Below are 16,673 nucleotides of genomic sequence, written 5' to 3' on the forward strand. Positions count from 1 at the left end.
CCCATCCGTCGCACCCGCATCCGGAATGTACCGGCCGCCCAGCCCCGCCGCAGGCATTCCACCCACCCCGCGGCCCCGGAGACAGCGTTTAGCCCGCTAAACGCACCCTGCGGGCTACGTTTAGCGGGCTAAACGCACTCAGGAGGCGGCCGAGACCACTCCGGCGAGACGGTCGGCAGCGGCCTGGGCAGTCTGCTCGGCGGGTGCCTCCACCATGACCCGCACCAGCTGCTCAGTGCCTGACGGGCGCAGCAACACCCGCCCTTCCTCTCCGAGCTCGGAAGTCACGGCGTCGACGGCCTCGCGCACCGACTGCGATGCCGCCACCGCCGCCTTGTCCGCGACACGGACGTTGACCAGCACCTGCGGCAACCGGCGCATCACGCCGGCGAGCTCCGCGAGCGGCTTTCCGGTGGCGGCCATCCGGCCCATCAGCCGCAACGCGGTAAGCAGGCCATCGCCCGTGGTGGCGTGACCAGGCAGCACCACATGCCCGGACTGCTCGCCACCGAGCGAGTAGCCGCCGGCCCGCAGCTCCGCGAGCACGTATCGGTCACCGACAGCCGTGGTGCGCAGGTTCACCCCGTGCTCACGCATGGCGAGGTGCAGCCCGAGATTGCTCATCACCGTGGTGACCAGAGTGTCGCCAGCCAACTCGCCCGCTTCGGCCATGGCGATGGCGAGCACCGCCATGATCTGGTCGCCATCCACCAGCTTGCCGTCCGCGTCGACGGCCAAGCAGCGGTCGGCATCGCCGTCATGCGCGATGCCCACGTCGGCGCGGTGCTCGAGCACCGCCGCACAGAGTGCCTCCGGATGGGTGGAACCGCACCGGTCGTTGATGTTCACCCCGTCAGGCTCCGCGTACACCGCGATCACCTCGGCACCCGCTCGCCGATAGACCTCGGGGGCTGCGGTGGCAGCCGCCCCGTTGGCGCAGTCCACCACGATGCGCAACCCGTCCAGCGGCTGCGGGCTCGCGGTGCGCAGGTGGTCGAGGTAGTAGTCGAGGGCTTCCGGGGCGTGGGAGACGCGGCCGATCTCGGCACCAGTGGGCCGTGTAGCGACGTCACCGAGCGCGGCCTCGATCTCGTCCTCGATCCCGTCCGGCAACTTGTGCCCGCCCGAACCGAACAGCTTGATGCCGTTATCCGGCATTGGGTTGTGCGATGCGGAGATCATCACACCTAGATCGGCCTCTAGGGCGCCGACCAGGTGAGCCACTGCTGGTGTCGGCATCACTCCGAGTAGCCGCACATCGGCCCCGGCCGAAGCCAAACCCGCAGCCACGGCGGCTTCCAACATTTCACCACTGGCCCGCGGGTCCCGGCCGACGACCGCAACCGGGCGGTGTGACCGGTCGTGAGCCGCAAGCACCTGGGCGGCACTGGCGGCCACGGACATCGCAAGTTCCGGCGTGAGCTCGGCGTTGGCGAGACCCCGTACCCCATCGGTACCGAAAAGGCGAGCCATCTTTCGTCAGCCTCCTAGTCCGAACAACCCCGATAACCTAGCGGCCCCGGGAACCAGCCACGACACACCCCTCGAATCCACCCCAACACGGTGCGTTTAGCGGGCTAACTGCACCCCGCGGGGTGCAGTTAGCCCGCTAAACGCACTTCTCGGCAGGGTGGGGGTGGGCACACAGCACGGAAGCGCCCATCCGAAGGACGGACGGGCGCTTCCGGTGGTTGCTTCGGCGCGATCAGCGCTTGCTGTACTGCGGCGCCTTGCGGGCCTTCTTGAGGCCGTACTTCTTCCGCTCGGTGGACCGGGCGTCCCGGGTGAGGAAGCCAGCCTTCTTCAGCACCGCGCGGTCGTCCCCGTCGACCTCGACCAGGGCCCTGGCGATCGCCAGGCGCAGCGCGCCCGCCTGACCGGAGGGACCTCCGCCACGCAGGGTGCCCAGGATGTCGAAGGACTCGGGCTTCTCGACAGCCACCAGCGGCTCCTTGATCAGCTGCTGGTGCACCTTGTTCGGGAAGTACTGCTCGAGGCTCTTGCCATTCAGCTTGAACTCGCCCGTACCCGGGACGAGCCGCACCCTGGCCACCGCCTCCTTACGCCGTCCGACGGTCTGCGCTGCGCCACCGGCAGCGCGCGACGGCTTGGGGGCTGCCGGCGTCTCGCTGGTCACGACCGCCTCGACGGCCTCGGTCTCGGTGCTGGTCACAGACTGTTCCTCACTCACTTGGTCACCTGGGCAACCTTGGCGATCTCGTGCTGCTTCGGCTGCTGCGCCGCGTGCGGGTGCTCGGGGCCCGCGTACACCTTGAGCTTCTTCGCCTGGGCGCGGCCGAGCTTGTTCTTCGGCAGCATGCCCTTGACGACCTTCTCGAGCAGCCGCTCCGGGCGGGTGTCGAGCAGCTCACCGAAGGACCGCTTACGCAGCCCACCGGGGTAGCCGCTGTGCCGGTAGGCGAACTTCTCATCACGCTTGTGACCGGTGAGCGCCACCTTCTCGGCGTTGACGATGATGACGAAATCACCAGTGTCCACGTGCGGAGCGTAGGTCGGCTTGTGCTTGCCGCGCAGCAGCGTGGCGACCTCGGTCGCGAGCCGGCCGAGCACGACATCCTCGGCGTCGATCACGTGCCAGGCACGGGTGATGTCGCCGGGCTTAGGACTGTACGTGGGCAAGGGTCTACCTCGTCGTCAACATTGCTTGTGGGTTCCGTGCGGGCCTGGCGCATACGGCTGGTGCGCGCACAACAGCTTACGAAGATACCCGCTCGGCCCGGAGAGGGTGAAAGCGGGGTCCGGGAGCGCACAACCATACTAGTGTCCCGACCGGATTGACCGCATTTCGAACCCTGGGGCCTCGATGACCGTCCGAACGATGCCACGCAGGCGCCGCCACCGGCTGGCCGGTGCCGCTGCCTGCCTCGTGCTCACCGGTAGCGCGGCCACCGGCTGCGGCAGCGAACTGGCGGTCACCGCGGTCGCCGACGGTGACGACGCGGCGACCTACGTCAACGCCAAGTTCGCCGACACCCTGAAGACACTCAGCGAGGACTTCCAGGGGACCGAGGACCGGGCCAGCACGACCGACAAGTACGCCAGAGTCGACGACCAGTGGATGGACTCCACCATCACCGCTGTGCAGGTCGGCAGGCCGCCGGCCCGGCTGTCCAAGAACCACTCGAACAAGGATTCGACGGAGTACCTCGACGTCTTCCACCCCGCGGGCAGTCCGGTGGAGTATCTCCTGCTGGGTCCGGCCTACGAGAGCCTGGCGCCCACCCCATGGGTGTCCACCCCACATACGGGCGGCCAGTACGGTCCGTGCGCGTGGGAGGGCTACCGGGACGTCTGTGCGATGCTGAACGCGGTCGGCCAGGCGGTGGAGCAGGGCGGCGCGACGAAGCAGGCGAAGAGCCTCCCCGGCGGCGCCACCGAGCTGATCGCCGAGATTCCGCTACGGATCTTCCTGGAGAACCGGGTGATCATCTTCCCGGACCGGCTGCTGAAGAAGGTCACCGAGGAGATGAAGTCCGAGACGATCGATACCCGGATCGAGCTGGACGGCGCGGGCAAACTCAGGACGATCGAGATGAACGGCACCATCACCGGCGAGTCCCGGTTCGAGGTACGGATGAAGTACCAGGTCCAGCAGGAGCAGCCGACCGAGACCGATCTGCCGAAGGTGCCGGCGAGGGACGAGGTCACGGCGCTGTCGGACCGGGCCGCGGTGCGGGACTTCTACGACCGCATGGGCGAGTTGCAGGAGGGCGGTTGACCGGGCATCCAGAGCCCGCGACACCGGACCGCGACGACAAAGGTGAGCCTCGATGACCCAACCGCCCAACCAGCAACCCGGCTGGTGGCAGCCGCCGAATCCACCGCCACCGGGACCGCCCGCGCACCCCGGCCAGTCCGGTCAGTACGGCGCGGGGTTCGCGGCACAGTACGGCGGCTTCGGCGCGTTCGGTGAACAGGCCTCGGTACCACCGGGCGGGAAGGGCCGGCGATCGAAACGGCCGCTGCTGATCACCGCAGTCACGGTGGTCGTCCTCGCCGCGGGGGTGGTCACCGCGTGGTTGCTCGGCGCGTTCCGTGGCATGGTCACCGACGTCCTCGAACAGGACTCCTTGCAGGACGGCGTGCTGGCCGTACTGCGGGACAGCTACGGCGAGCAGGACGTGCAGAACGCGCGGTGCCCCGCGGACCAGCCTGCGACCAACGGGACGACCTTCGAATGCACTGTGGACGTCGCGGGCCAGCAGAAGACCGTCTCCGTTCGCGTGCTGAACGACCAGCCGGAGGTCGAGGTCGGCATGCCGCGCTGAATGCGCGACATCGACACTGTCCACAAAGCTGTGCCCCGGCGCCACGATGGCGCCGGGGCACAGTACTGACGGCAGTGCCGGAGTGGCTCAGAACATCTTCGTGACGCCGGACTCCGTGCCCTGGTAGCCGTCGGCGATCTGGGGCAGCACGGCCGCGATCTGCGCCAGCAGCTGCTTCATGTCCTCGAAGGACTGGTCCCAGTTCTTCTGCAGCTCGAGGTAGGCGACCTGGGCGTCACCTTCCCAGGTGTTGACCAGCGGGTTCAGCTTCGACTTGAGGTCCTCGAACAGCGAACCCAGCTCGCCGCCGGTCTTGTTGCAGTCCTCGGCCGCGGTGTTGATGGTGTTGTAATCAACAAGAATCTCGGACATGTCACCCTCCGTTTAGCGAGTAAAAGTGCGTGTGTGTTTCCGGAAAGAACAGAGTCAGGCTCACAGGCCTTCGAGGCCGCGGGACGCGCTCTGCACGGCGTCCAGCTGGGCCTGCTCCGCGGCCTCGTACTGGCTACCGGCCTGCTGGAGCAGCTCACCGATGCCCTGCAGCGACTCGTACATCTTCCGGGAGTTCTCGTCGAAGCGCATCATCACGTTGTTGAAGGCCTCGGCCGCCTTGCCGGACCAGCCGGCACGGGTCGCCTCGATGTTGTCCCGCAGGGTGTTCAGGTTCTGCACCATCGCGTTCTTGACGTCGGTGACGTCCTTCTCCGCCTGGGTGAACTGCGTGACATCGCCCTTAAAACCGCCTGCCATTGGGAGTGACCCCCTTCATTGGTGGTTGCCATGGTTCGTTTGTTCGTGCCTACGACGGAGACCCTGCCATGGTTGGTTCCGCGCTGTCGCCGTTTCCCCGCAAGTAGTTGCTAGCGTGAACGCGACCCGATGGAACCGCGCAGCACCAGCCGTCCCAGCAGTCACACCGGGACCCGTCCCGGCGCATCGAATGCCTTTGCACGGCAACAGGTCCACGACTCTTCGGCCCGTCATCGCGGGACGTTCGCGGGTGCGAAGGCTTCACTTAACATCACTCGATGGAGTGGACTCGGTACTATTCGACGATCTCCAGAGTGCGCACGATCTGTTCGCAGGCGGGCGCGACTCGCTCTGGAACGCGAGCCCGCTGGCAACCCACGCTGATCTGCGTCGTGCCCTGCACCAGCACGTACCAGTCCACCGTGGCCGCCGGTTTGACCTGCTGGTAATAGACGAGGTCCCGGCCGGCGTATTGATGGTCAGGGTCGAACGTCGGGTAGTCGAACCGGGTCTCGGCCTCGATCTGCTCCCGCAACTCGCGAACCAGGCGGTCGTGCTCGGCGACGCCGTCATAGGAGAGTACGAACTCCTGGACCGACACGAGGTCGTCGCCCTCTTCCGCGTCGGAGGGCTTGACCACCACCTGCCGCCTGGCCACGTCGTCCTCGGTCTGGGTCCATGCGGACGGAGCCGTGAACCGGTAGTTGTACTGCGCGAAGGTGCGGCCCTGCGGTTCCCGCTCACCCTGGTCGAGCAGGAACAACAGCCCGGCCAGCACGACCGCCGCCAGCGCGATCGCGCCGCCCACCAGCCAGAACATGCGGCGTCGCCGGGGTGCTTGCGCTCGCTGGCCCTGGGCGGGCTGGGGCACGGCCGGCTGTCCCCGTGCCGGCGACTGCGGGGGCGCCACCCCCTGCCGAGGCGGCGCCGGTCTGCCCTGGCGTGGCGGTGGTGGCGGCGGGCGGTGCGGGAGATCCCGTGGCCCGACGACATCGGTCCGCTGGTCGGCGGGCGGCCGGGGGGTTCCGGGCCGGACGCCGGCAGCCCCAGCCAGCGCGCCGGTGCGGTCCGGATCGACCTGCACCGCCCGTAACGCACCGCGGGCGACGACGGTCTCCGGCTGGTCCAGTGTGGTCGGCACCACCCCGGTCCGCTCGTGGACCAGCCGGGACACCATCGGGATCCGGCTCGAACCGCCGACCAGGAAGATGGCCGTAAGCTGGCGTGGCCGCAGCCCCGCTGCCTCGATTGTGGCGGAGGTGAGCTCGACCGCGGCGCCCAGCGGGGTCGCGACGAGACGCTCAAGATCTTCCCTGGTCACATGCGCGTCCGCGAACGGCGGTGGCATCGGCACATCGGTGTAGGCATGCCGGGAGAGAGTCTCCTTGGCGCCCCGCACGTCCTGGCGCAGCACCCGCCTGCGTCGGCGGTCGGTGAGCTCGCGCCCCTCGACCAGCTGCCGCCATGCCTTGGGGTCGGCAGCCGAGACAAGGGAACCCACGTGCTCGAGCAAGGCCTGGTCGATGTCGGCACCGCCGAAGCTGGGGTCACCCCGGGTGGCGAGCACCCGGAACCCGCCCCGCCGGGTTCCGGGCCCGGTGTCCGGCAGCCTGCGCACGACGCTGGCGTCGACGGTGCCGCCCCCGAGGTCGAGCACGGCGATGGTGTCTCCGACCTGGCCGCTGAACTCGACGGTGCGGTCCTGGTTGACCTCGGTGGAGGCGTAGGTCGCGGCGTGGAACACGGCGGCGGCCACCGGCTCCGGCACCAGCGCGACCTCGTGCGCCAACCGCCCCGCGGCCTGCCGTAGCAACCGGGTGCGCACGGCGCCCCAGTCCGCCGGGTGGGTGAGCACCAGCAAATCGACCTCGGCCCCGCCGGCCAGCCTGCGCGCCTCCCCGACGGCGCGAGCCAGTACCGCGCGCACGACGTCCAGCACCCGCAACACCGTGTCGCCGAGCAGCAACTCGCCCTCGTCGATCCGGCGCTTGGGGTTCGGCTCGAACCTGGAGGGGTCGACCGCGGCCTGCCGCTCGGCTTCCTGCCCGACGAACAGCGTGCCGTCCTGGGCGGCGTACACCGCCGAGGAGAGCAGCGGCTGCCCGTCGACCACCACCACCTGTGGCTCCCGGCCGTTCACCGAGGCGACCACGCAGGTGCTCGAGGTTCCGAAGTCCACCGCCACCCGCAAGGTCACCCGTCGCTCCTGCTCGCCATGCCGTCGTGCGCCACCGTGCCCGCTCCTGCCGGGCGCTACGGTTAGCCCGCTAAACGTAGCGCCCGGGGGTTACTCGGGGTCGATCCAGGAGACCTGCATCAGCTGCTTGCCGACCTTCCGGCTGATGAACGTCCCTCGGCCGGGTGGCATCGGCGACGGCTTGATGTTGCCGAGCAGCTGCCCTTCGTCCTTCGAGCCGTTCATGATGATGCCGGGTGCCGCGATCTCCTTGAGCTTGCCGATAATCGGGTCGAAGGTCGCCCTGGACGCGCCACCGGTCCGCCTGGCCACCACCATGTGCAGGCCGACGTCCTTGGCCTGCGGCAGGAACTCGGCCAGCGGCTTGAGCGGGTTGTTGGTCTGGGTGACCACCAGGTCGTAGTCGTCGACCAGCAGGAACAGCTCCGGGCCCGTCCACCAGGACCGGGTCTTGAGCTGTTCCTGGGTGACGTCCGGTCCGGGCAGCCGCTTCGTCATCGACCCGGCGGCGTCCTTCATCATCTCGGTGAGCTGATTGGCCGACACCGCGTAGCCGAGCAGCTGGTCGTTGTCCACGAAACCGAGCATCGTGCGCCGGTAGTCGACCAGGATGATGACCGCTTCCTTCTTGGTGTAGCGGTCCATGATCCCGCGGGCGATCTGCCGGAGCAGGTTGGTCTTGCCGGACTCCCCGTCGGCGAAGGCGATGAAGTGCGGCTCGGCCTCGAAGTCCAGGTACACCGGGGCCAGCTCGTCCTCGTTGACGCCGATCGGGATGAGCTTGCTGTTGCGGTAGTGGTCCTGGGCCAGCAGCTCGCCGTAGGGCATCTGCTCGGGCAGCAGCCGCACCTGCGGCGCGTGCCGCCCCTTCCAGGCGGCCTTGATCTTGGCCACCGCATCGGCGACGCCGTTACCCACGGTCTCGCCGTCGCTGGACCCGTCGATCCGCGGCAGCCCGGCGAGCATGTGCAGTTTGTCCCTGGTCAGACCGCGGCCGGGACGTCCGGCCGGGATGTTCACCGCGACCCTGCGGTCGATGTCGGACTCGCTGGGATCACCGAGTCGCAGCTCGAAACGGGTGCCGATCATGTCCTTGATCGCCGGCCGGATGTCGGCCCAGCGGTTGGCGGCCACGATGACGTGTACCCCGTAGGAGAGGCCCTGCGTGGCCAGCTTGGTGATCTGTGGCTCGAGCTCCTCGAAGTCGTCCCGCAGCGCCCGCCAGCCGTCCACGATGAGGAAGGCGTCGCCGAAAGAGTCCTGTTCGGGCGAAATCTCACCGCGGCGCTTGCGATTGCGGAACTCGCCCATCGAGTCGATGCCCATCGCCCCGAACCGGGCTTCCCGTTCGTTGGCGAGGGTGACCAGTTCCGCCACGATCCGGCGAGCCTTGTCCGGTTCCCTTCGCGCGACCGCGACCCCGCCGACGTGCGGAAGGTCGTTCAACCCGGCCAGCGTCCCGCCACCGAGGTCGACGCAGTAGAACTGCGCCTCCTCCGGGGTATGCGTCAGTGCCATGGACATCACCAGGGTGCGCAGCAGGGTCGACTTGCCGGACTGCGGTCCACCGACGACCACGCCGTGCCCCGAAGCGCCCGAGAAGTCCGCCCACAGCGGGTCCCGGCGCTGCTCGTACGGCCGGTCGACGATACCGATCGGCACCTGCAACCTGCCGTTGCCGAAGAAGCCGACCGGGGAGAGCCCGCGGTCCTCGGTCGGGTTCAGGTTGGGCAGCAGGGTGTCCAGCGAGTTCGGTTCCTTCAGCGGCGGCAGCCACACCTCATGCGCCGGCGGCCCCTGGCCGATCAGCCTGGACACGATGACGTCCAGCTCGCTCGGCTCGACGGCCTCCTCCGACTGGGACTGCTGAGGCTGCTGGGGTTCGGCGGGCTGTGGTTCCGGTTCGGGCTCGGCCGGCAGATCCACGTAGTCCGGTACGAACAGCTGCGGTCGCTTGTCGGCCCGTACCACGGTGGCGCCGGTCGCGGCCTGCTTGATCCCGGCGGGCCGGTACGGTCCGGACACGTACGAGGCCTTGAACCGCACCAGGGTGGAGGTGTCGTATTTCAGGTAGCCACCACCGGGGACGGAAGGCAGCTCGAACGCGTCCGGAACGCCGATCGCCGCCCTGGACTCGGCGGCCGAGAAGGTCTTCAGACCGATCCGGTAGGAGAGGTGCGAGTCCAGCCCGCGCAGCTTGCCCTCCTCCAGGCGCTGCGAGGCGAGCAGCATGTGCATCTGCAGCGAGCGGCCGAGCCGGCCGATCGCGACGAACAGCTCGATGAAGTCGGGTTTGGCCGACAGCAGCTCGGAGAACTCGTCGACCACGATGAACAGCGCGGGCAGCGGGTCGAGGTCGGCCCCGTTCTCCCTGGCCTTCTCGTACTCCCAGACGTTCTTGAAGTTGCCGCCGCTCTTCAGCGCTTCCTGGCGCCGGTTCATCTCTCCGGCCAGGGCGTCCTTCATCCGGTCGACCAGGGTGACCTCGTCCGCGAGGTTGGTGATCACCGCGGACACATGGGGAGACTCGTCCAGCCCGAGGAAGGTCGCACCACCCTTGAAGTCGACCAGTACGAAGTTGAGCGCGGTCGAGGAATGCGTGGCGAGCATGCCCAGCACCAGGGTGCGCAGGAACTCGGACTTACCGGAACCGGTGGCGCCAATGCACAGGCCGTGCGGGCCCATGCCCTCCATCGCGGCTTCCTTGATGTCCAGCTCCACTGGCTGGCCATACTCGCCGACTCCGAACGGCACCCGGTACCGGTCCCGGATCGGGCGGGGACGCCAGGCCTGCTGAACATCGAAAGTCATCGGATCGCCGGGGATGCCGAGCAGTTCCAGCAGCGAGGGATTGGACAGCAGCGGCTCCTCCTCGCCCGAGTCGGCCGCCGCCGAACCGATCCGGTACGGGGAGATCTTGCGGGCCAGCGCCTCGGCTTCCACCACGCTCAGCGTGTCCGGCTTGCCGAACCACTCGACCCCGCCCGCGCTGCGCGCGCCGAGCCGCTCCTGCTCGACCACCAGCCGCAGGCCACGGCGGGCGGCGAGGTTACCGATCGACTCGGAAAGGTCGATCAGGGTGACCCCGACCAGCCCTTCCTCGAGGATGATCTGCTCTTCCTTGGTGATATCGGCGTCGTCGATCACGATGACGATATGCGGCTGGTCGGCGGGGGGTGTGGCGTTGCGGGAGAAGCGCTGCCGATCGCGCAGTTCCTCGTCCAGCCATTGCTCGATCTGGGCCAGCGAACCCGCCATCATCCGCAGCTGTCCGATGCCATCGGACAGGGTGGGGTGCTGCGCATGCGGCAGCCACTTGATCCACTCCCACTCCTGCTTGGCCCGGCCCGCGCTGGCCACGGCGACCAGCACGTCGTCCGGGCTGTGGAAAGTGACCGTCTGCGCGAGCATCGCCCTGGTCAGGCCGCGGGTGAGCTCGCGATCACCCTGCATGCTGACCGCGGCGAACCCGCGCAGGGTGATCTGGGTCGGCAGGTCGGGCACGATCGAGTGCGCCCGCACGAAGCGGCGCAACGCGAGGGTGGCGATCGGTTCCAGCTCGTCGACCGGCCCGGTCTGTGGTGGTACCAGCCTGGTGGCGAGCCGGTGCGAGCTGCGGCCGACTCGGAGGTGCAGGAAGTCCTGGTCACTCTGCCTGCGTTCCCACATCCGCCTGCTGGTGGCCAGCGGCCACAGGGCCTGGGGGTCCGGGTGCACCCACTCCAGCGCCGCCCGCTGGTCGCTCATCGCCTCCCGGGCCCGGTCCCGCATCTGACCGAGGTAGCGCAGGTAGTCCTTGCGGTCCTCGTTCATCTCGGCCTTCTTCGGGCCGCCGCCCTTGCCGCCCCCGGCGAACATGCCGACCATCGACATGATCATCATCATCGGGAACATCAGGAACATGGGGCTGCGCGACATCGCACCGCCGCTGGTGAACATGAAGACGACCATGCCCAGCATGGCGACCACCATGACCACGGGCATCAGCTTCATCAGGATGTTGCCCGGGATCTGCCTCGGCACCTCGGGTGGCGGCTCGAGGTGCACCTCACCGCCCGGCGGGCGCGGCGCGGCAAGGCGTGGCGACCGCTTGAACTGCAGCGTGCTCACCGAAGGACCCCTCTTCAACTCGGCGATGTCGGCCAGCCCTGGGCACGGCCGACCCACACGGTAGCGAACGCGGGTTGGGTGAAGTTGACCCCACGATTGCTCCCGGTGCGCTAATACTAGGGCCGGTCACCGACAGCGTGGGTCCATTTGGCCCAGGTTGCCGGACCGCCGCGGTGGTTAGGTATAAGTACCCCGGGTGCAATACAGCATTCTCTCCAGGTAGGGGGCAAGCAGGTGGCAACGGGCACGACGGTATTCAGCAGGGTCACGGTGGTGGCCCCGCGGACCAGGATCGACGTGGCGTTGCCTGCCGACGTCGCGGTGGCCGACCTGCTACCGATGCTCCTGGAGATGGCGCGGGAGGCGACACCGGACGGCGGCGCGCGACACGGTGGCTGGGCGCTGGCCAAGCTCGGGGACGCCCCGTTGGATCCCAGCCGGACCCTCGCGTCGCTCGGCGTGGTCGACGGGGAGCTGCTCCAGCTGCGCAGGCGCAACGAGAATCCGCCACCCCCGCTGTATGACGACGTGGTCGACGCGATCGCCGAGTCCGATCCGGGCAGCTTCCGGCCGTGGACCAAGGAGACGGCCCAGCGCATCGGGCACATCGCGGGCGGGCTCGCGCTGTTCGTCGCCGCCTTCGCCCTGTTCATGGGCGGCTCGTTGTTCGGCGGCAGCGGGCTCGCCGCCGCGATCGCAGGCGGGGTGGGCGCGGTCGCCTGCGTGGCCCTGGGGGCGGTACTGACCAAGGCCTACAGCGCCGAGGCCACAGGGGTACTGATCGCCGCCGCCGGTGGCCTGCCGATGGCCTTCGTAAGCGGCTTCTACATCGTGCCGGACGGGTCGCTGCGGGCGAAGCTGCTGCTGGCCTCGGCTCTGGTCGTGGTGATCGCCGCGGTCGCCATTGTCGTCATCGGCGCCGGTATCACCACGTTCATCGCGGCCGCCACGGCGGGCACGCTCGGGTTGATCGCCTTCGCGGTCGCCACCCTGGTCGCGCACCCGGCTCCGGGTATCGCCGCGGGCGCCGCCGCGGTCTCGCTCGGCTGCATCTCGATCTTGCCGCGGGCCACCATCTGGCTGGCCAAGCTACCGCTGCCGCACGTTCCCGGTACCGCCGAGGAGCTCAAGGAGGACTCCGGCTTCCCGGACTACACGGCTATCGAGCGGCGCACCACGGTGGCACACAACTACATGACCGGCCTGCTGATCGGCTGCGGCGCGGCGACGGCCATCGCGGCGATCATCACGGCGAGCTCGTCGAGCATCTTCGGCATCATCACCGGCGTCGTGGCCACGCTGGCGCTGCTGCTACGGGCCCGTACCTACGCCAACGGCAGCCAGGCGGTCGCACTGCTGACGACCGGCATGGTGTCGGCCGGGGGTATCCTGCTCGGCTGGCTGTGGACGGAGGACACCTTCGGCAGGCTGCTGTGGGTGTTCGGCTCACTGATCCTGCTGGCCGCGGCGGCACTGGTCCTCGGAGTGATCTTCCCGAACCAGCGGTTCTCCCCGCCGATGCGGCGGACAGTGGAGATCATCGAGGCGATCTGCGTCGCGACGGTGCTGCCGCTCGCGCTCGCGGTGATGGATCTGTACTCCGCAATGCGGGGCATCGAGCTCGGCGGATAGGGCTGGCAGGCATGGGATCCAGCAGAGCACGCGGGCGGCTGACCGGACCCGTGCGGCGGGCCGGCGCCGTGCTGCTGGCGGCGACCATCGGTGTCCTCGCCCCGGGCGTGACCCCGATACCTGCGGTGGCGCAGGACGATGCCGCGGACGATGGCGGGTTCTACGCCGAGCCACCACCGCTGCCGCCGGGCACGCCGCCCCCTCCGGATGGTGGCGGTGTGCCGGAGGAGACGTTCGCACTGGACACCCAGTGCGTCACCCGGGATCTGGAAGACGACATCGAGCTGCCGAACAAGCCGTGGGGGCAGCAGTACCTGCGGGTCGAGCAGGCGCAGACCTTGGCCCGCTCGTCGACCGGCTCGGCGGGCAGGTATCGCGACGGAAGGCCGGTCAAGGTCGCGGTGATCGACACCGGGGTCACCCCGCATCCCTTCTTCCAGGACCGGCTCAAGGGGGTCGGTGACTACGTCAAGGAGGTCCCGCCCGGCCCCGGCCTGGAGGACTGCGACGGGCACGGAACCGAGGTGGCCGGGATCATCGCGGCGAACCCGACCGACCCGGATATCGGCTTCACCGGGGTGGCGCCGGATGCGGAGATCCTGTCGATCCGGCAGTCCAGCCAGAACTACAAGAAGGACACGCAACAGCAGTCTCAGCCGCCGGCCGGTGATGAGGGCGGCGGTGAGGAGGGCCAGCCCGGCGACGGTGGGGAATCGAGCGAGCTGCCTGCCGATGAGCAGACGAACGGGCTGCGCGGGTCCACCGATCCGGCCCAGGAGGGCCCGACGCGGCAGCTCAATGATGGCGAGACCGCGGGCAACGTGGACACCCTGGCGCAGGCCATCGTGCTGGCCGCGAACAACGACGTCGACGTGATGAACGTGTCCATCAACAACTGCCGGGAGGCTAACGGGCAGATCAGCGAGCCCGAGCGCAACCTGCAGGCCGCTGTGCGCTACGCGGTCGAGGTCAAGGACGTGGTGGTGGTCTCCGCTGCCGGCAACACCGGCGAGAAGTGCCAGCAGAACAATCAGCTCGCCCCGAACAAGCCGCGCTCGGTTGTCACCCCGCCGTGGTTCGCCGAGGATGTGCTGTCGGTGGCGGCGGTCGACGAGAACGGCAACGTGGCGCCGTTCAGCGTGCATGGCCCGTGGGTGAGTGTCGCGGCACCGGGTACCGAGATCATCTCACTGGACCCCGCGAAGAACTCGTCGAAGCTCGCGAACCGGATGGTTGAGGGCAGCGGCGATCCGATGCCGATCCAGGGCACCAGCTTCGCCGCCCCGTACGTGGCCGGATTGGCCGCGCTGGTGCGGACCGTGCACCCGGACCTCGACGCCCGTCAGGTGATGCGGCGAATCGTCAGCACCGCCCAGCACCCTGCGGCTCCCGACGGCCGGGACAACTTCATCGGTTACGGGATCATTGACCCGATGGCGGCGCTGACCTCGATGGTGCCGGAGGAGGAGGGCGTGCCGCCCGCCCAGCCGAAACAGCTGCCCTCAGACATGCCTCCACCGAACGTACGTGACCCGCTGCCGGTGATCGTGGCTTTCGCCGGCGCGGGTGGGGCCGTGGTCGCCTTGCTGATCGCACTGTTCGTGGTGCACACCGTCCGTCGCAACCGCCGCACCCCCTAGCTAGCCCCTTTACACAACCTTCCCCGCCCGCTCCCACGCTGCCAACTGCGCGTTTAGCGGGCTAAACGTTCCCGCTGGCACCCGGCATGCTGCATTCAGCGGGCAAACCGCACCACCGCCGAGTACGTTTCGCGGGCAAACTGCGCGGCTCGGCGGGTGTGGAAGCGGGCACGGCAGCGGGACAACGGGCATGCTCACCGGGCATGACGGCTTGCCCGGTGAGCATGGTCTGCGGGTTTCACCTGCCACGCTCAGCCGGGTGACGCCTGGGGCTTCCGTCGACGCGCTCAGCTGCCGCCCGGCGCGCCTGCGGCTTCCGGTGACTGCACCTCGAAGTCGCCAGGCTCTGCCGGCTCGACCGGAACGCGGTCGAAGGTGCGCAGCACATCCTGCGTGTTCAGAGATGGCCCGGTCGGCAACAGCCGGAGAATCGACTCGGGAGCCGGCCGCGGGTCGTTGAGGCCCAGGCCGGCCGCTGTCCGCTCACTCGGAACCCCGTAGCGCATGCCCCGGTCCGAGACGAGCTGGATCGGTCCACGGCCGAAGCTGTCCTTCCCCGTAGCCGAACGCACCACCGCCGCGTAACCAGGTTGCATGTAGAAGCTGTCCAGAGGCAGGCCGTTGGGGCCGGGCTGACCGACCTCGACCGCCTCAGAGTCACCCTGCGCATTGGCCGGCACCGGTGATTCCGCACCGACGAACACCTTGGTGTGGCCGTCCCGGTTCTGCCCTTCGCCCTCGATCGTCCAGCCGAGGCAGCTGGAGGGGTACCGCACCGGATCCAGCACCGTCGGGACCACCTTGGGGTAGTCGTCCACGTCCAGATACGAGTCCATGCCGGGACCCACCTCAGGCAGTTCCTGCAGTTTGTCGACGCTGACCTCGGGCGGCGGGCCGCTGTTCGGCGAGCGCTCGAAGCGGACCATGTCGGCCACGGCCTTGGACACCTGCTGGACGCCCTCCTGGGTGACCACGAAGTACAACGTGCTGTCCACACGAGAGGACGAGAACACCTGACCGACCTCGATGCCTTCCAGACCGAAGGTGTTCGGCGACCCCGCGCCGGGCACGGTGGGAGCCTTGATCTCGCCGACCGGCGGGATGGCGTTCAGCAGACTCATCGAGATGTAGCGGGGCTTGTCGCTCAGGTTGAGCGCCCGACGAACGGACCGCTGGTTCTCCATGTCGATCTCGGCGCGAACGGTGTCGGCATGCGGCCGGTTGGCGTCGCCACTCAGGCGGTAGATCAGGTACGTCTTGCCGTTCTCCGCGGTGGCCAGCAGCGCCTCGTTCTGGGTCAGCTCCTTGCCGAGCTTATCGACACCCGCGACCACCGTGGTCGTGTTCTCGTTCGCGCTGGTGGGATCTGGCAGGCTCATGTTGAGACCGATCAGGTCGCAGACCGCCCAGTTGTCCGAAATCCGCTGCTCAGCGGTGGGCAACAGCGGCGGACCGTCCGGGATGCCCTGCTGCCGAGCCCGCGGAATGTCCTTGAGCTGCTCGTCCGAGACGAAATTCGGCTCCTTCACCTCGACATTACCGCCACCTGCCGCTGCACCCTCGCCGCCTTCCTGCGCACGTTCCTGCTGCGCCATGAGGAGGAGGCGCGCGGAAGCCAGGTTGAACGTCGGGACGAGGGTCTTCGGGTTGCCGGTCACGACGTAGATCGAGCCCGATTCTTTCCCGATCACGATGTTGCCCGAGTTCGGGACGGTCGGCTTGGGCTTGAACAAGCCGAAGATCATGAAGCCGAGCAGGCCGAGAACGCTGATCACGACGCCGACTACGGTCGCGCGGGAATGCGTCCGCATCGGGTCGTGCAGCATCACGGCGTCCCTGCGCACCAGCGCCGACTGCATCCGCCGCAGTACGAACTGGTACGCCTGGACCTGAGACTTGGTTGTCGGTGTTGACGGCATTCTCGACCTACAGCTCTCCCAGTCGCGGTACGGTTCCGCAGGATAGTCGTACGGGGACCGTCTGGTGTGGGCTTTCTACCAACTCCGGTTAGTGTTTGACTCCTCGGGACCGGCTTTCCAGCTCAGCAGCACCAAC

The 16,673-nt window shown here is 68.5% G+C and carries 12 protein-coding genes; 4 read left to right on the top strand and 8 right to left on the bottom strand.

Annotated elements, in window-relative coordinates; translation table 11 throughout:
* Positions 1 to 138: 138 nt before the first annotated feature.
* The 3 genes from glmM to rplM all read right to left on the bottom strand — a co-directional run bounded on the left by glmM (position 139) and on the right by rplM (position 2,640).
* A complete protein-coding gene (glmM, locus tag KOI47_RS30950; RefSeq protein ID WP_216210433.1) occupies positions 139 to 1,473 on the bottom strand; it encodes a phosphoglucosamine mutase in 1,335 nt (444 codons plus the stop codon).
* A 232-nt stretch (positions 1,474 to 1,705) separates the two neighbouring features.
* The gene (gene rpsI / locus KOI47_RS30955; protein WP_216210435.1) at positions 1,706 to 2,173 is read right to left on the bottom strand and encodes a 30S ribosomal protein S9; all 468 of its coding nucleotides are present in this window, start codon (positions 2,171 to 2,173) and stop codon (positions 1,706 to 1,708) included.
* 14 nt (positions 2,174 to 2,187) lie between these two features.
* Complete coding sequence (gene rplM, locus KOI47_RS30960; protein WP_141998641.1) at positions 2,188 to 2,640, bottom strand: 50S ribosomal protein L13; 453 nt, start codon at positions 2,638 to 2,640, stop codon at positions 2,188 to 2,190.
* Positions 2,641 to 2,839: 199 nt separating this feature from the next.
* On the opposite strand from rplM, the gene KOI47_RS30965 reads away from it, so the two are divergent.
* Complete coding sequence (locus KOI47_RS30965; protein WP_232376369.1) at positions 2,840 to 3,739, top strand: hypothetical protein; 900 nt, start codon at positions 2,840 to 2,842, stop codon at positions 3,737 to 3,739.
* Positions 3,740 to 3,791: 52 nt separating this feature from the next.
* The gene (locus tag KOI47_RS30970; protein ID WP_216210437.1) at positions 3,792 to 4,289 is read left to right on the top strand and encodes a DUF4333 domain-containing protein; all 498 of its coding nucleotides are present in this window, start codon (positions 3,792 to 3,794) and stop codon (positions 4,287 to 4,289) included.
* Between the two features lie 87 nt (positions 4,290 to 4,376).
* Here KOI47_RS30970 and KOI47_RS30975 read toward each other — a convergent pair whose 3' ends face one another.
* From KOI47_RS30975 to eccCa, 4 genes are all read right to left on the bottom strand, one after another.
* The gene (locus KOI47_RS30975) at positions 4,377 to 4,661 is read right to left on the bottom strand and encodes a WXG100 family type VII secretion target (RefSeq protein WP_216210439.1); all 285 of its coding nucleotides are present in this window, start codon (positions 4,659 to 4,661) and stop codon (positions 4,377 to 4,379) included.
* Between the two features lie 60 nt (positions 4,662 to 4,721).
* On the bottom strand, positions 4,722 to 5,039 hold the full coding sequence (locus KOI47_RS30980; protein WP_216210440.1) for a WXG100 family type VII secretion target: 318 nt from the start codon (positions 5,037 to 5,039) through the stop codon (positions 4,722 to 4,724).
* A 295-nt stretch (positions 5,040 to 5,334) separates the two neighbouring features.
* Complete coding sequence (locus KOI47_RS30985; RefSeq protein ID WP_216210442.1) at positions 5,335 to 7,236, bottom strand: type VII secretion-associated protein; 1,902 nt, start codon at positions 7,234 to 7,236, stop codon at positions 5,335 to 5,337.
* A 90-nt stretch (positions 7,237 to 7,326) separates the two neighbouring features.
* A complete protein-coding gene (gene eccCa, locus KOI47_RS30990) occupies positions 7,327 to 11,346 on the bottom strand; it encodes a type VII secretion protein EccCa (protein ID WP_216210444.1) in 4,020 nt (1,339 codons plus the stop codon).
* Positions 11,347 to 11,580: 234 nt separating this feature from the next.
* Between eccCa and eccD the strand changes: the two genes are divergently transcribed.
* Positions 11,581 to 12,978 (top strand): type VII secretion integral membrane protein EccD, encoded by a 1,398-nt coding sequence (gene eccD / locus KOI47_RS30995; protein WP_216210446.1) that lies wholly within the window; start codon positions 11,581 to 11,583, stop codon positions 12,976 to 12,978.
* An 11-nt stretch (positions 12,979 to 12,989) separates the two neighbouring features.
* Positions 12,990 to 14,618, top strand: a complete 1,629-nt coding sequence (locus tag KOI47_RS31000) for a S8 family serine peptidase (RefSeq protein ID WP_216210448.1) — start codon at positions 12,990 to 12,992, stop codon at positions 14,616 to 14,618.
* Positions 14,619 to 14,905: 287 nt separating this feature from the next.
* On the opposite strand, the gene eccB is transcribed toward KOI47_RS31000, so the two are convergent.
* Positions 14,906 to 16,537, bottom strand: coding sequence for a type VII secretion protein EccB (gene eccB / locus KOI47_RS31005; RefSeq protein ID WP_216210449.1), 1,632 nt, complete (start codon positions 16,535 to 16,537; stop codon positions 14,906 to 14,908).
* Between the last annotated feature and the right edge of the window lie 136 nt (positions 16,538 to 16,673).

Origin of the sequence: Amycolatopsis aidingensis, from assembly GCF_018885265.1 — a bacterium.
Lineage (GTDB): Bacteria > Actinomycetota > Actinomycetes > Mycobacteriales > Pseudonocardiaceae > Amycolatopsis > Amycolatopsis aidingensis.

Coding starts and splice junctions, on each gene's coding strand:
- glmM (WP_216210433.1), bottom strand. CDS start 1,473: ATGGCTCGCCTTTTCGGTACCGATGGGGTACGGGGTCTCGCCAACGCC.
- KOI47_RS30965 (WP_232376369.1), top strand. CDS start 2,840: ATGCCACGCAGGCGCCGCCACCGGCTGGCCGGTGCCGCTGCCTGCCTC.
- KOI47_RS30970 (WP_216210437.1), top strand. CDS start 3,792: ATGACCCAACCGCCCAACCAGCAACCCGGCTGGTGGCAGCCGCCGAAT.
- KOI47_RS30975 (WP_216210439.1), bottom strand. CDS start 4,661: ATGTCCGAGATTCTTGTTGATTACAACACCATCAACACCGCGGCCGAG.
- KOI47_RS30980 (WP_216210440.1), bottom strand. CDS start 5,039: ATGGCAGGCGGTTTTAAGGGCGATGTCACGCAGTTCACCCAGGCGGAG.
- KOI47_RS31000 (WP_216210448.1), top strand. CDS start 12,990: ATGGGATCCAGCAGAGCACGCGGGCGGCTGACCGGACCCGTGCGGCGG.
- eccB (WP_216210449.1), bottom strand. CDS start 16,537: ATGCCGTCAACACCGACAACCAAGTCTCAGGTCCAGGCGTACCAGTTC.